The organism is Pseudomonas svalbardensis, assembly GCF_030053115.1.
GTDB lineage: Bacteria > Pseudomonadota > Gammaproteobacteria > Pseudomonadales > Pseudomonadaceae > Aquipseudomonas > Aquipseudomonas svalbardensis.
On record NZ_CP125619.1, the window covers coordinates 4,233,190 to 4,246,562 of the forward strand.

Below are 13,373 nucleotides of genomic sequence, written 5' to 3' on the forward strand. Positions count from 1 at the left end.
TTAGAGGTCGACAAAGTGCAGGGGTGCCCGACAGATGACGAACGGACTTATTGCGCGCTCAGCGCTTTCTTCGCCCTGGCTGCCGCTTGCTCCTGACCTGCCTGGGCAAGATCGCTCGCAGCCTTGAGCCATCGCTGTTGATCGACATTGGCCGGCAGCTGATTCGGCTTCTGAATCAGCACGGCCCAGCCACCGGCATCCTTGAGCGCCGATTCAAACGAACCGAAGCCCATCAACTCTCGACGATTCATGCCCGAGCGCAGCAGCACTGTCTGCTTCTGACGATTGTACCCGGCAAGAATGGCGTAACGCGGTTCAGCCCAGAACGCCGAGCCTTCCGTGAAACGCACCATTACCGGGTAACCGGCCGCCACCTGGATCAACAGTGCAGGCAGATTGCTGTCGAGGGGATAGACGACCATGCCGTACTCGCGAGCGAGGTTCTGCATGTTCTGTTGCAACTGGGCTTCGGCACCCGGCAAATGCAACGGTTTTTCGAGCAAACCTGGCGTAATCACAATGCCTTGCTGGGACAACATGCTGGCCAGCACTTGCGGCCCACTCTGATTCGCTACGCCACGGTAGAACGTGCCACTGAGCTCGACTCGCTCCGGCAGGCGCTTGATTTCAGGTGCCACACTCCCCGCGCAGCCAGCCAGACCTGCTACGCAGCCAACGACCAGCACTAACGATCGAATTCGAGAAAATACCCGCACCATCATCACTCTCTTGATTTAGACGCCAGGCATTCGCGCTCCCGGCTTGGCCGTCGATCATAGGACGCCGCGCGGCAGCGGTATAGCCTTAACCGGCAGATGATGGCATTCGATAGAGCGAACTGATTGGTCACAGCCGACCTTTGGTCAATAGCCTGAAACACAGCAGCGACTAGACTGTCATGTGCAAAGAGTGTGTGCCCGCAGCAGGGCGAAGAGGAGGCACTGATGAGCCTGACAATGACCATTGTGATGTTGATTTCTGGCTGGCTGGCCGTTGCCGCCGCCATGTTATGGGGGGTCCTGCGCATTACCCGTCGGCACCATCACCACCCTGCTCAATCGGCGCCGGTGGTGAAAACGGATGAAACCACTGCACACCACGCCAGCGCGCACTGACTGGCACTTTTTTTAACAGCAAAAAAACGGCCGCCTGCCCTCTTTCGAGCGCAGGCGGCCGTTTCGTTTATCGCCCGTTAAGCTTCAGTAGCTACACGCTTTTGCTTTGACCGCCGCGACATCATGTTCAAACCCTCGATCGTCGCCGAGAACGCCATGGCCGCGTAGACGTAGCCTTTCGGTACATGGGCGCCGAAACCTTCGGCGATCAGCGTCATGCCGATCATGATCAGGAAGCCCAGCGCCAACATCACCACCGTTGGGTTGTCGTTGATGAACTTGGCCAGAGGATCAGCCGCCAGCAACATCACCAGTACCGACACCACCACCGCGATGATCATGATCGGCAAATGCTCGGTCATGCCGACAGCGGTAATGATGCTGTCGATGGAGAACACCATGTCCAGCAGCAGGATCTGACCGATAGCGGCAGCGAAGCCCAGGGTCACGGCCGAAGTAGCCGACTTCGGATCATCCGGTGCCGGGTCCATGCTGTGATGGATCTCGGTGGTCGCCTTCCACAACAGGAACAAGCCACCGGCGATCAGGATCATGTCTTTCCAGGAGAACGCATGGCCGAGAATGTCGATCACAGGCTCAGTCAACTGGACGATGAACGCGATGGTACTCAAGAGCGCCAGTCGCAGGATCAGCGCCATGCCGATACCGATGCGCCGCGCCTTCTGCCGGTGCTGCTCGGGCAGTTTATTGGTCAGGATCGAAATGAAGATCAGGTTATCGATGCCGAGCACGATTTCCATAACGATCAACGTAGCCAGGGCGACCCAGGCGGTGGGGCTTGAAGCAAGTTCTAAAAGGTATTCCATGGGTCAGTCCAGACTCTTTTAAGACGGTTTAGATTTCCTGGGACGAAGATTCGGTTTTGTCCGTTTCTTTGGCCGGTTGTTCTTTCTTGCTGATCAGCCCGCCAGTGGCGTCACTGATTGCCTGCTCTGCGGCTTTATGGGTGTCGTCGATCGCTTGTTTGGCGGTTTCGGCAGCCTTGCCCATCAGTTGCTGAGCGCTTTTTTCGGCCTGGTCACAACCGGCCAATACCAGTAAAGACGTGATCAACAGTGCCGTGGTTTTAAGCTTCATGATGCTTTCCTCGATAGAACAGACAGGGCGAAAAGGCCACCCGTCGATAGCGGGGCATTCTAAGGAGGCAAACACTTCAGGAAAATTCGTATTTTTAGCGGTTATACTTCGGTTTTTACGAACTGTAGATCGACATGCTCAATTATCGGCAATTGCATTACTTCTGGGTAGTGGCCAAAACCGGCAGCATCGTGCGCGCCTGCGAGCAGCTGAACCTGACGCCACAGACCATCAGCGGGCAGATTTCCCTGCTCGAACACACCTATGGCATCGAGCTGTTTCGCCGGGTCGGCCGGCAGCTGGAACTCACCGAAGCCGGGCGTCAGACCCTGCCCTACGCCGAGCAAATGTTTCAGCTGGGCGGCGAACTGGAGCTGATGCTGCGAGCACAGCCCAATGAACAGCAGATTCTGTTTCGGGTTGGCGTGGCAGATGTGGTGCCCAAATCCATCGTCTATCGCCTGATTGCGCCGACCATGGAATTGAGCGAGCCGCTGCGCATCACCTGTCGTGAAGACAAACTCGAACGCCTGCTCGCCGACCTGGCGATCCAGCGGCTCGACCTGGTGATTTCCGACAGCCCGATGCCCTCGCACCTGGACATCAAGGGCTACAGCCAGAAACTCGGAGAATGCGGGATCAGCTTCTTCGCCACTGCTGAACTGGCGGCGCAATACGGTCAGGATTTCCCCCGCAGCCTGCACGGCGCACCGCTGCTGATTCCAGGGCCGGAGACCGTGGTGCGCAGTCGCTTGCAGCGCTGGTTTGCCGAGCAGCAGGTCCAGCCGCGCATCGTCGGCGAGTTCGACGACAGCGCCTTGATGCAGGCTTTCGGCCAATCCGGCAGCGGGATCTTCATCGGCCCGAGCGTGATTGCCGATGAGGTAATACGCCAATACGGCGTGGAATTGATTGGTCAGACCGACGCGGTGTCCGAGTCGTTCTACGCCATTTCGGTGGAACGCAAGGTCAAGCACCCCGGCATTGTCGCCATTACCGAAGGTGCCCGACGCGAGCTGTTCACCGAGATGTGAGGTGTCAGGCGCAGACTTCGCGGGGCTTGAAGGTCATCAGCGCGATGGCCAAGAGGATCGAGGCGAGGATAAAAGCGGCCGCCGCAAAACCAAGACCTTGCAGGCCTACACCGTCGATGACCCTACCGCCGATCATGGCGCCCAGGCCGATTCCGAGGTTAGCCCCGGCAATGTTCAGCGATGCCGCGAACGCCGGCGCTTCGGGTGCAGCCTTCATCAATCGCACATGGCTGACCAGGAACAACGCCGCCTGAGTCACGCCCCAAATCGCCATCGCCGCTGCCAGACCCAGCGGCGAATGAATGTTCGGCACCAACGCCACCAGGCCGGCGATCATGAACGCGCAGAACATCATCGAGGCGATCAACGGATGACGATCCACCGCGCGGCCGCCCAGTGAGTTGCCGATCAACCCGACCGCGCCGAAGCCCATCAGGCACCAGCCGACGACCGTGCCGCTGAAACCGGCCAGTCGCTCAAGAATGTCCGCCAGATAGGTGTAAGCGGTAAACATGCCGCTAAACACCAGGATCGACAGCAGCACATGGCCCAGCATCAGCGGGCTGCGCAAGATCATGAACTGCGAGCGAAAGCTGACCTGATGCTGATGCAGATTGGTTTTCGGCAGGTAGATAAACAGCAGCAACGCCTTGGCAAACGCGATCACCGCCAGAATGCCGAAGGCACTGCGCCAGCCGAACGCATCGGAGATCAGTGTGCCCACCGGAATGCCGAACACGGTGGCGCAGACAATCCCGAATCCGATCTTGGCGATGGCGCGACCGGCGTAGTCCGGGCCGACAATGTCCACCGCGGTTTCACTGGCCAGCGCCCAGAACACTGGCAAGCCCAGCGCCGGAATCAACCGGGCAATGGCCATCACCCCGATGTTCGGGGCAAACGCCGCAAGGGTGTTGGCCAGGCCGAACATGATCAGCACCGAGATGAACAATTTGCGGCGCTCGAACCTTGCGAAATAGGCGGTCAGGAACGGCCCGAATGCGGCGACCGTGAAGGCGAACAAGGTCACCAGCAAACCCGCTTGCGGGATGGTGACTTCAAGGTCTCGAGCGATCGCCGGCAACAGGCCGACGATGATGAATTCCGTGGTCAGCACCGTGAAACCGGCGGCAGACAACAGAAGGATGGGCAACAGCATGCAGAACTCCAGAAAACGACGACACCAGCGATAGCCCGAAGGCCCACTGGCATGACTTGAAAATGAGGATGGCGAATCTTAACAGAGTGTTTCCGATCAGGGTTGCACGAACCTGCCGATCTCGTTGCCCCTTCGGGCGGCAGATCGTCACAGGTCTGAAGGATGAAGACCTCGCTGTGATAAAGTCCGCGCCCTGCGATACGTACACCCTATTCATCGGCCATTGATTGGCATTGATGTCGCGATACCCCGCACCTAAAAAAATCAGAGATGCCGTTTTATGACCGCTTCATCCCCTTCGCTATGGTTACGCCTGAAACGCTTAAGCCTGGTCACACAAATCATCATTGGCCTGATCGCCGGGATTGCCCTGGCCCTGTTCGCGCCGGAGGTGGCGAAGTCCACCGCGTTCATCGGCAAAGTCTTCGTATCGGCGCTTAAAGCTGTCGCGCCGATTCTGGTGTTCGTGCTGGTCATGGCCTCGATTGCCAACCATAAGCACGGCCAGGAAACCCACATCCGGCCGATTCTGTTTCTGTATCTGCTGGGAACGTTTGCGGCGGCGGTGGTGGCCGTTGTCGCCAGTACGTTGTTCCCCTCGAGCCTGGTATTGGCAACTCAAGACGTTGCGGTCACCGCGCCGGGCGGGATCAGTGAAGTGCTGCAAAGTCTGCTGTTGAGCGTGGTCGACAACCCGGTCAGCGCGCTGATGAATGCCAATTTCATCGGCATTCTGGCGTGGGCGATTGGTATGGGCGTTGCCATTCGCCATGCCGGTGACACCACTCGCGAGGTGCTCGGCGACTTGTCTAACGGCGTGACCCTGATCGTACGTTTGGTGATTCGTTTCGCGCCGCTGGGCATCTTCGGCCTGGTGGCTTCGACCCTCGCCACCTCCGGTTTCGGTGCCTTGATCGGCTATGTGCATCTGCTGGCGGTGTTGTTGGGCTGCATGCTGTTTGTAGCGCTGGTGATGAACCCGGTCATCGTGTTCTGGAAGCTGCGGCGCAACCCGTATCCGCTGGTGATCATGTGCTTGCGCGAAAGCGGCATCACTGCTTTTTTCACCCGCAGCTCGGCGGCGAACATTCCGGTCAACCTGGAATTGAGCAAGCGCCTGGGCCTGCACGAAGACACCTACTCGGTTTCGATTCCGCTCGGCGCGACCATCAACATGGCGGGCGCGGCGATCACCATTACCGTGCTGACCCTGGCCGCCGTGCATACGCTGGGCATCGCCGTGGACATTCCGACCGCCATCCTGCTGAGCGTCGTCGCGGCGATCTGTGCCTGTGGCGCTTCGGGTGTGGCGGGCGGTTCGTTGCTGCTGATTCCACTGGCGTGCAGCCTGTTTGGCATCCCCAGTGAAATCGCCATGCAGGTGGTGGCGGTCGGGTTCATCATCGGTGTGCTGCAGGACTCGGCGGAGACCGCGCTGAACTCCTCCACCGACGTGCTGTTCACCGCGGCGGCGTGCCTGGGCGAAGACGAGAAAGCACAACGCCTGGCTTAAATCCGGCGCATTAAAAAGCCCGCCAAGGTTCACACCTTGGCGGGCTTTTTATTGGCAGGGAGGTTTAGAACGCGCCCATGTAATCGCGCTTGCCTACTTCCACACCGTTGTGACGCAGCAGCGCGTAGGTGGTGGTGACGTGGAAGAAGAATTGCGGCAGGCCGTAGCTCAGCAGGTAAGCCTGGCCGGTGAAGCGCTTCTCTTTCGGCGTGCCCTGACGGGTGATGATTTCGATGCCTTCCTTGCCGTCGATCTGTTCCGGTTTGATCTCGCCGATGAAGGCCAGCACCTTGGCAATCAGCGCTTGCAGCTCGGCGAAGGTGGTTTCGGTGTCGTCGTATTTCGGCAGTTCAACTTCGGCCAGACGCGCGGAAACGCCCTTGGCGAAATCAACGGCGATCTGCACTTGGCGGACCAGCGGGAACATGTCCGGGTACAGACGGGCTTGCAAGAAAGCATTCGGGTCGATGTTCTTGGCGGTGGCGTGGGCTTCGGCCTTGTTCAAAACATCGCTCAGGGCGTTGAGCATTTGTTTGAAAACCGGAACGGAAGCGGCGTACAGGGAAATAGTCATGGCAGTCTCGTGTTGTGACAGGAGGGAAACGTGGGGCGATTATAGCCATGCACGGTCCCAGGTGAAGCGATAGATATTGGCTGGCTGTCCGGGATGACAACGGCCGTTATCGGCATCGGCACCGACAATCGACCATTGAGCGCGCGAGGTTTCGCCCAGCTCATGGGCGGCCTGAGGGTTAAAACACCGGCTCAACAGTTCATCCGGTACCAAGGCGTACGCCTGACGGTGTTCGCGCAGCCATTGAGCGGCCTGCTCGACCGTGGAGCCGATCATCCCGAAATGCACGATCGGCTGTCGGGCGAACAACCAATGGCCCTCACGCCAGTTGACCAGCACCAGGTCTGCGCCCTGGGTCATTGCCGCTGCTTGCGCCATCAGCGCCTCGTGGGGATTGGGTCCGTCCTTGACCGGGTCGATGAAACCGCGAGCGAACCACAGCGTGAACCACGTGACGGCCAACACCTGGAATACCCGCCGACCGCGCGGACGCTTGCCGAACCAGCGCTTGAGCAGCCACGGAATCAACGGCGCTGCAACCAGCACCAGCCCCGGCAACGCCGGATAGATGTACAACTTGCGTTTGCCGCTGCTCAGGCAAAAGAACAGTACCACCAGTACGACCCACCCCAGCAGCACCAGCACTCGACCGTCGCGCTTTTGCAGCTGCCTGCGCCAGGCGGGCACGAGCCACGGCAAGGCCAGCACCAACGGCAACCAGTATTGCGGGATGACGTTGACGAAGAAGTACCAGAACGGTTCTCGGTGATCCCACGCGGCGGCATAGCGCCCCGCTGTCTGGCGCAGCAGGATTTCCCGTGCGTAGGCGATTTCGTCAGCGGCGCCATTGAATGCGATGGACACCGCCAAGGGCAGCAGCCAGATCGCGACGGCGCCAAGCACCACCAAAAAGCCCAGGCACCACTTGCGCGCCTCGCCCGGCATGGCCACCACGCCAGGCCAGCCTTTGCGCACCGCGTAGGCATACGGAATCAGCATCAACGCAGGGACGAAGCCGACCCCTTTGGTGATCACGCCAATGCCCATGGCCGCGCATCCCGCGTAAAACCACCGCCACGCGGGCCCGAGCAGCAGGTGACGAGCCAGGCCGTACATACCCAGAGAGGTGAACAAAATCAGAAAACTGTCGATCTGACCGGTCCGCAGAATGCTGTACGTCTGATACGTGGCCAGGTACAACAGCGCTGCTGTTCGTCCGGCCCGCGGATTCCACAACCGGCGACCCAGGTCGTAGAGCATGGCCGTGACCGATGTGGCAGACAAAAGCCCCGGAATATAAAGGGCAAGGGCGGGCATCCCGGTGAGCCAGGTGAAAAATGCAACCGTCCACATGAAAATCGGGGGTTTATCGCCGTATATCTCGGCGGCTCGGTGCGGAATCAGCCAGGAACCGTTGTGCAGCATCTCCAGCGCAACGCCGAGGAATCGCTCCTCGTCGACATTCTGCGGCTGACGCAGCCCGAACCCGGCGCCAACCAATAAAAGAGCAAGCAACATCAGCCCCAGGCATTCGACGCTGGGTGACAGGGTTCGGCGCACGGTTCAGTCCTTCAAGGTTCTGCTGCGGGCAATCAATTGCAGGTTGCGCAAATAGACGATGGAGCCGAACGCCTGACCGGCGATGAAAACCGGGTCCTGTCGGTAAACGGCGTAAGCGAACAGCAGCGCACTGCCGACGATGCTCAGGTACCAGAAGCTCACCGGAATCACGCTGCGTTTCTTGTATTCGCTGTACAGCCACTGCAGGACAAAGCGACCGGTGAAGGCGATCTGGCCGCTGAAACCGACCACCAGCCACAGGGTTTCGCGGGAGAGGTTCATCCTTCGATCTCCTGCGCATGGGTATGCAGACGCGTGCGCCTGATCAGCCACCAAACGCCGATCAGATCGAGAATGCCCACCAGGGCGCGGTCGATGTTTCCGTATTTGGATACCCCGGCCGTGCGAGGCCGATGGTTGACCGGATGGGTGATCATTCGGCCGTTATGACGCTGGATCAGCGCAGGGATGAACCGGTGCATGTGGTCAAAGTAAGGCAAGCGCAGAAACGCCGCCCGCTCGATCAGTTTCAGCCCGCAGCCGGTGTCCGGCGTCTGGTCCTTGAGCATCCGGCTGCGCAACCCGTTGGCAAAACGCGAGGCCCAGCGCTTGCTCGCGGTATCGCGCCGGTTAATCCGGTGTCCAGCCACCAACTGAAGGTCGGCGGGACCTTGCTCACTGCGCACTAATGCCAGCATGCCGGGGATATCCGCCGGGTCGTTCTGACCGTCGCCATCGAGCGTGGCCAGCCATTGGCCCCGGGCAGCGAGCGCCGCATGGTAGAGCGAAGTGCTCTGCCCCAGCGAACGCTCATGGCGCAGGATGCGCAACGTGCTCAGGCCGCTGTGCCGGGTCTGCCGCAGTTCCTGCAAGGAAGCGTCAGTACTGCCATCGTCCACGACGATGATTTCATACGCCTCATCGGCCAGTGCGATACGGATTTCTTCGAGCAGTGATTTGAGATTGCTCGCCTCGTTCTTTGCCGGAATCAGGACGGATACAAATATGTCTTGGCTCATAGAGGCCCCTATTACCCTGGATTTTTATGATCAAGGGCCAACGTTTCATCTCTGATAAAAGTGGCGGTACCACTTCACAAATTCCGCTACGCCGGCTTCGACCGTCACTTGAGGACGGAAATTGACCCACTGCGCCAATGCCGACACATCCGCCCAGGTCTTGACCACATCGCCAGCCTGCAGCGGCAGGAAGTTGCGCCGGGCTTCCCTATCCAGTGCCGACTCCAGACACTCGACGAAATCCAGCAGCGCCACCGGCGTGCCGCGCCCGATGTTGAAGATCCGGTGGGCGCCATCGCCAGGCCCGTCCGATAACGGCGGTCTTGGGCGCAGGCGCGCAATGCTTTCGACGATGTCGTCGATGTAGGTGAAGTCGCGCGACATCTGGCCTTGGTTGTAGAGGTCAATCGGCCTTTCGTTAAGGATCGCTTCGGTAAATTTGAACAGCGCCATGTCGGGGCGCCCCCAAGGTCCGTAAACGGTAAAAAAACGCAGGCCGCTGGCCTTCAGTCCATACAGATGGCAATAGCTGTGGGCCATCAGCTCGTTGGCACGCTTACTGGCGGCATACAACGAAATCGGATGATCGACGGCGTCTTCGACGCTGAACGGCATTTTGCTGTTGGTGCCGTACACTGAGCTGCTCGATGCATAAATCAGATGCTCGGGTCGATAGTGCCGGCAGGTTTCGAGCACATTCAGAAAACCCACCAGGTTCGATTGCGCATAAACGTCCGGGTTGTCCAGCGAGTAGCGAACGCCCGCCTGGGCAGCCAGATGAATAACCTCTGTGAAGCCGTGATCCTTGAACAATGCCATCAAGGCCGGTTTGTCGACGATATCCAGTATCTGGAAATGAAAACCCGACAAGGGCTTCAGTTCTTTGAGCCGTGCGTGTTTGAGTTCCACGCTGTAGTAGTCGTTGAGATTATCGATACCGACCACCTCAAGACCTTCCTGACACAAGCGCTTGACCGTGTGATACCCGATGAAACCGGCGGCGCCGGTGACCAGTACGGTCATAGCGGGCGCGCGCCAATCAGCGCATTATTGCGGGTCGATACCCACGTCAGCTTCATGCCTTGCTCCACTGCACAATTAATAAGGCCGGTGACGTCGTCGATGGGAGTTTTCGCCGTACCCGTGATGAACCGCAGTCCTCTGCAGCCATGCATACGGTGCACGTCTGATTGTTAAGATGGCGTAACAGGTTGATTTAAGTTTTGTGACCATTGCCAAAGTACGGCGACGAATTCAGTTGCCATTGGCACACGTCAATTTAAAGTGCATGCCAGCAGGAGAAAATCATGACCCCGGGAAGGAATGCATAATCATGAGCACTGAGCAAGAAACGACCTTCGACGAGCCGCGACTCAACAGCACCGAAATCCGCATTCTGGGTTCGTTGATCGAAAAACAGGCCACCAGCCCGGAAACCTATCCGCTGACCCTCAATGCGCTGGTGATTGCCTGCAACCAGAAAACCAGCCGCGAGCCGGTGACGAGCCTCACCCAGGGTCAGGTCGGCCAAAGCCTGCGCGCCCTCGAAGGACGCGGCTTTACCAAACTGGTGATGGGCAGTCGTGCGGATCGCTGGGAACACAAAGTCGACAAGGCACTGGAACTGGTGCCGGCTCAGGTTATTCTTGCGGGGCTGCTGTTCCTGCGCGGCCCGCAAACAGTCAATGAACTGCTGACCCGCAGCGGCCGCATGCATGACTTCGAAGATGCCGAACAGGTGGTGCATCAACTGGAACGCTTGATCGCTCGCGGTCTGGCGCTGTTGATTCCGCGCCAGGCCGGTCAGCGTGAAGACCGATACATGCACGCCTTGGGCGACCCGGCGGACATCGAGGTGATCCTGGCGGCACGGCAGAACCCGACCGAGCGTGGCGCGGGTGGGGGCGTATCGGTTGAGCGGATCGAAGAGCTTGAGGCGCGAATTGCGGCGCTGGAAGAGCGTCTGGCCCGCCTCGAATAAACAACGCGACCTGTGTAGCAGCTGCCGAGCCTGCGAGGCTGCGTCCGGCTGCGCAGCAGTCGTTAAATAAGCGATGCGGTGTTTCAGGAAAACCTTACATATAGGGTTTACGACTGCTGCGCAGCCGGACGCAGCCTCGCAGGCTCGGCAGCTGCTACACAGGCTGCGGTTATTCACCGTCCCAGTAATCCACGCCATCCGCCGGTCTGGCGACGGCGACGAAGCCCGAGGTATTGCCCTCGGCATCGACCTTGAAGTCGTCCATCACCGCGTACTTGCCGGAATCGGGGTACTCGCAAATCTCGGGTGATTGTTGGGTGCTGACCGCCAGGTACCGCAGTTCAGCGTTGCTGGTGTTGATGATCTGGTGCGCGGTTTCAGGGCCGCCCGGCGGGCAGGCAATGACATCACCGGCGCGAACGGGAAAGCGCTCGGCGCCCAAGCGAATCTCCCCTTCCCCGGCCACGATGTAAAACATCTCCTCGTTGACCCGATGACTGTGAAACGGGCTGCCACGCATCCCTGGTTCCAATGCGTACAGGCGATAACCCAGCTTCTGCGCGCCAAGTTGCTGGCCGATGCGCGCCTGCCGTTGCTGATAGCGGTCGGCGGTGTCTCCCGTCGGGGCAAACGCTTCGGGCAGCGGTTCAAGCTCGGCCTGATCCAGATTAAGAATGGCAGGATGCATGAGTCACCTCAGTCACGGTTTCGCTTGCTGGGCAGCAGGATAGCCAAGGCCACTGCGGGCAAAATCCACGGCTTTGTGAAACTGCTCATCGGTCGGCCGCACGCCGGTGTACAGCACGAACTGCTCCAGCGCCTGGATCGCGATCACCTCCAGTCCGGTGATCACTCGCTTGCCTTCAGCACGAGCGCGCACAATCAACGGTGTTTCCGAGGGGACTGCCACTACATCGAAGACAGTCTCGGCAGCAGCGATGGTTTCAACATCGAACGCCAGCTGATCGGCCTCGGGGCCGGACATGCCAATCGGTGTGACGTTGATCAGCAACTGCGGCCGCTCCGAGCCCAGCTCCGCTTGCCATCGATAGCCCAGCGATTCGGCCAACGCACGTCCGGAACGCTCGTTACGGGCAACGATCAGGCCATTTTTGTAGCCACCATCGCGCAAGGCACTGGCCACAGCCTTGGCCATGCCGCCGCTGCCGCGCAGGGCAAAGGTCAATTCCTTCGGCACCTGGTGGGTGTCAAGCAACTGGGCGATCGCGATGTAGTCGGTGTTGTAAGCCTTGAGATGGCCGTTAGTGTTGACGATGGTGTTGATCGATTGAATGGCCGCGGCGGAGGCGTCCAGTTCATCGACCAGGGCTATGCAGGCCTCCTTGAACGGCATCGACACGCCGCAACCACGAATCCCCAAGGCGCGAATACCGCCAACGGCGCCTGGCAGATCCTGGCTGCTGAAGGCCTTGTAGTAAAAATTCAGGTCCAGTTGCTCATACAGATGATTGTGAAACCGCAGGCCGAAGTTCCCGGGACGTGCGGAAAGCGACATGCACAGCTGGGTGTCTCTGTTGGGGTTCATCTGCATGAAAAATCTCCTTGAATAGCACTTTCAGATGGACGGGATTAGCCATTCCATCGGGTCTGATCGATCATAACGGCGTGTCTGCACGCGGCCTCACTGAACCGTAAAGAAGCCAGTACAGACCTTACACAACATTTACCCAACGGCTGTGCTGATTTTGAGAAAAACGCTGTCCTAGAAGTATTCCCGCGACAATCCTTGGGTCTATTGCAGACACAAGCGCCGGGGCGAAGAACCGAGGAACTATCATGATCCGTAAAATCCCCACAGTAGCCTTGCTGATCGGTGCTCTTGCTATCGCAGGGCAGGCAGAGGCTGGCGGCGGTCACGGCGGTCACGGCGGTCACGGTTGGGAAGGGCCGGCGGTATTTGGCGCGATCGTTGGCTCGGCCATCGTCGGTTCGGCCATCATCAACAGCAACCGGCCGGTCTATGTACAGCAACCGGTTTACGCTCAGCCACAACCGGTTTACTACGGCCCGCCCCCGGTTTATTACCAGCCGGCACCGGTCTACGTGCAGCAACCGGTCTATTACGGCCCGCCGCCAGTTTACTATGGCCCGCCACGTGGTTATTACGGTCCACCGCGCGGTTACTACGGCCCTCCCCACGGCTATGGTCGCTGGTAACGGAATCATCAGGCCCCGCCTCAACAGCGGGGCCTTTTTTGTGACCGTCCGTCGGCAGAGGTCTGGATAAATCTCGCCAAGGTCGCTGTCGGGACAGTCTTTGCGGGGCAAGTTGGCAAGATTGACTCGCCATCCTTCCCCC

Annotated in this window: 15 protein-coding genes and 1 pseudogene; 5 read left to right on the forward strand and 11 right to left on the reverse strand. The window is 59.3% G+C overall.

The annotated features are described in order from the left end of the window. Positions 1-47 precede the first annotated feature (47 nt). Positions 48-777: pseudogene (locus QFX16_RS19570) on the reverse strand (peptidase C39 family protein). 167 nt (positions 778-944) lie between these two features. On the opposite strand from QFX16_RS19570, the gene QFX16_RS19575 reads away from it, so the two are divergent. Further along, positions 945-1,115: a hypothetical protein gene (locus QFX16_RS19575; protein ID WP_283180979.1), complete on the forward strand. Its 171-nt coding sequence runs from the start codon at positions 945-947 to the stop codon at positions 1,113-1,115. A gap of 77 nt (positions 1,116-1,192) precedes the next feature. Here the strand turns inward: QFX16_RS19575 and QFX16_RS19580 are convergent, their stop codons facing one another. Both QFX16_RS19580 and QFX16_RS19585 read right to left on the reverse strand, forming a co-directional pair. Then, the gene (locus tag QFX16_RS19580) at positions 1,193-1,942 is read right to left on the reverse strand and encodes a TerC family protein (RefSeq protein WP_283180980.1); all 750 of its coding nucleotides are present in this window, start codon (positions 1,940-1,942) and stop codon (positions 1,193-1,195) included. Positions 1,943-1,970: 28 nt separating this feature from the next. Further along, the gene (locus QFX16_RS19585) at positions 1,971-2,213 is read right to left on the reverse strand and encodes a hypothetical protein (protein WP_008148410.1); all 243 of its coding nucleotides are present in this window, start codon (positions 2,211-2,213) and stop codon (positions 1,971-1,973) included. A 134-nt stretch (positions 2,214-2,347) separates the two neighbouring features. Here QFX16_RS19585 and nhaR point away from each other — a divergent pair, with 134 nt between their 5' ends. Further along, entirely contained in the window at positions 2,348-3,247 is a 900-nt protein-coding gene (gene nhaR / locus QFX16_RS19590; protein WP_283180981.1) for a transcriptional activator NhaR, read from the forward strand. A 4-nt stretch (positions 3,248-3,251) separates the two neighbouring features. Here nhaR and QFX16_RS19595 read toward each other — a convergent pair whose 3' ends face one another. Continuing rightward, a complete protein-coding gene (locus QFX16_RS19595) occupies positions 3,252-4,406 on the reverse strand; it encodes an MFS transporter (RefSeq protein ID WP_283180982.1) in 1,155 nt (384 codons plus the stop codon). Between the two features lie 280 nt (positions 4,407-4,686). On the opposite strand from QFX16_RS19595, the gene sstT reads away from it, so the two are divergent. Next, positions 4,687-5,919, forward strand: coding sequence for a serine/threonine transporter SstT (sstT, locus tag QFX16_RS19600; RefSeq protein WP_283180983.1), 1,233 nt, complete (start codon positions 4,687-4,689; stop codon positions 5,917-5,919). Between the two features lie 64 nt (positions 5,920-5,983). Here the strand turns inward: sstT and QFX16_RS19605 are convergent, their stop codons facing one another. Genes QFX16_RS19605 through QFX16_RS19625 form a run of 5 tightly spaced genes read right to left on the reverse strand, consistent with a single transcriptional unit; the run spans position 5,984 to position 10,095 of the window. Next, on the reverse strand, positions 5,984-6,493 hold the full coding sequence (locus QFX16_RS19605; protein ID WP_008148402.1) for a DUF1993 domain-containing protein: 510 nt from the start codon (positions 6,491-6,493) through the stop codon (positions 5,984-5,986). Positions 6,494-6,532: 39 nt separating this feature from the next. Then, on the reverse strand, positions 6,533-8,053 hold the full coding sequence (locus QFX16_RS19610) for an ArnT family glycosyltransferase (RefSeq protein ID WP_283180984.1): 1,521 nt from the start codon (positions 8,051-8,053) through the stop codon (positions 6,533-6,535). 3 nt (positions 8,054-8,056) lie between these two features. Beyond that, positions 8,057-8,335 carry a lipid-A-disaccharide synthase N-terminal domain-containing protein gene (locus QFX16_RS19615; protein ID WP_283180985.1) on the reverse strand — a complete coding sequence of 93 codons (279 nt, stop codon included), beginning with the start codon at positions 8,333-8,335 and terminating at the stop codon, positions 8,057-8,059. Continuing rightward, on the reverse strand, positions 8,332-9,072 hold the full coding sequence (locus QFX16_RS19620; RefSeq protein ID WP_283180986.1) for a glycosyltransferase family 2 protein: 741 nt from the start codon (positions 9,070-9,072) through the stop codon (positions 8,332-8,334). Before QFX16_RS19620 ends, QFX16_RS19615 begins: the two co-directional genes overlap by 4 nt. Positions 9,073-9,117: 45 nt before the next feature. Continuing rightward, positions 9,118-10,095, reverse strand: coding sequence for an NAD-dependent epimerase (locus QFX16_RS19625; RefSeq protein ID WP_283180987.1), 978 nt, complete (start codon positions 10,093-10,095; stop codon positions 9,118-9,120). A 310-nt stretch (positions 10,096-10,405) separates the two neighbouring features. Between QFX16_RS19625 and QFX16_RS19630 the strand changes: the two genes are divergently transcribed. Then, entirely contained in the window at positions 10,406-11,053 is a 648-nt protein-coding gene (locus tag QFX16_RS19630; RefSeq protein ID WP_283180988.1) for a YceH family protein, read from the forward strand. Positions 11,054-11,222: 169 nt separating this feature from the next. Here QFX16_RS19630 and QFX16_RS19635 read toward each other — a convergent pair whose 3' ends face one another. Continuing rightward, positions 11,223-11,741, reverse strand: coding sequence for a cupin domain-containing protein (locus tag QFX16_RS19635; RefSeq protein ID WP_283180989.1), 519 nt, complete (start codon positions 11,739-11,741; stop codon positions 11,223-11,225). A 12-nt stretch (positions 11,742-11,753) separates the two neighbouring features. Continuing rightward, positions 11,754-12,605 (reverse strand): shikimate 5-dehydrogenase, encoded by an 852-nt coding sequence (locus tag QFX16_RS19640; protein ID WP_283180990.1) that lies wholly within the window; start codon positions 12,603-12,605, stop codon positions 11,754-11,756. Between the two features lie 245 nt (positions 12,606-12,850). On the opposite strand from QFX16_RS19640, the gene QFX16_RS19645 reads away from it, so the two are divergent. Then, a complete protein-coding gene (locus QFX16_RS19645; protein WP_283180991.1) occupies positions 12,851-13,231 on the forward strand; it encodes a hypothetical protein in 381 nt (126 codons plus the stop codon). The last annotated feature ends 142 nt before the right edge of the window (positions 13,232-13,373 follow it).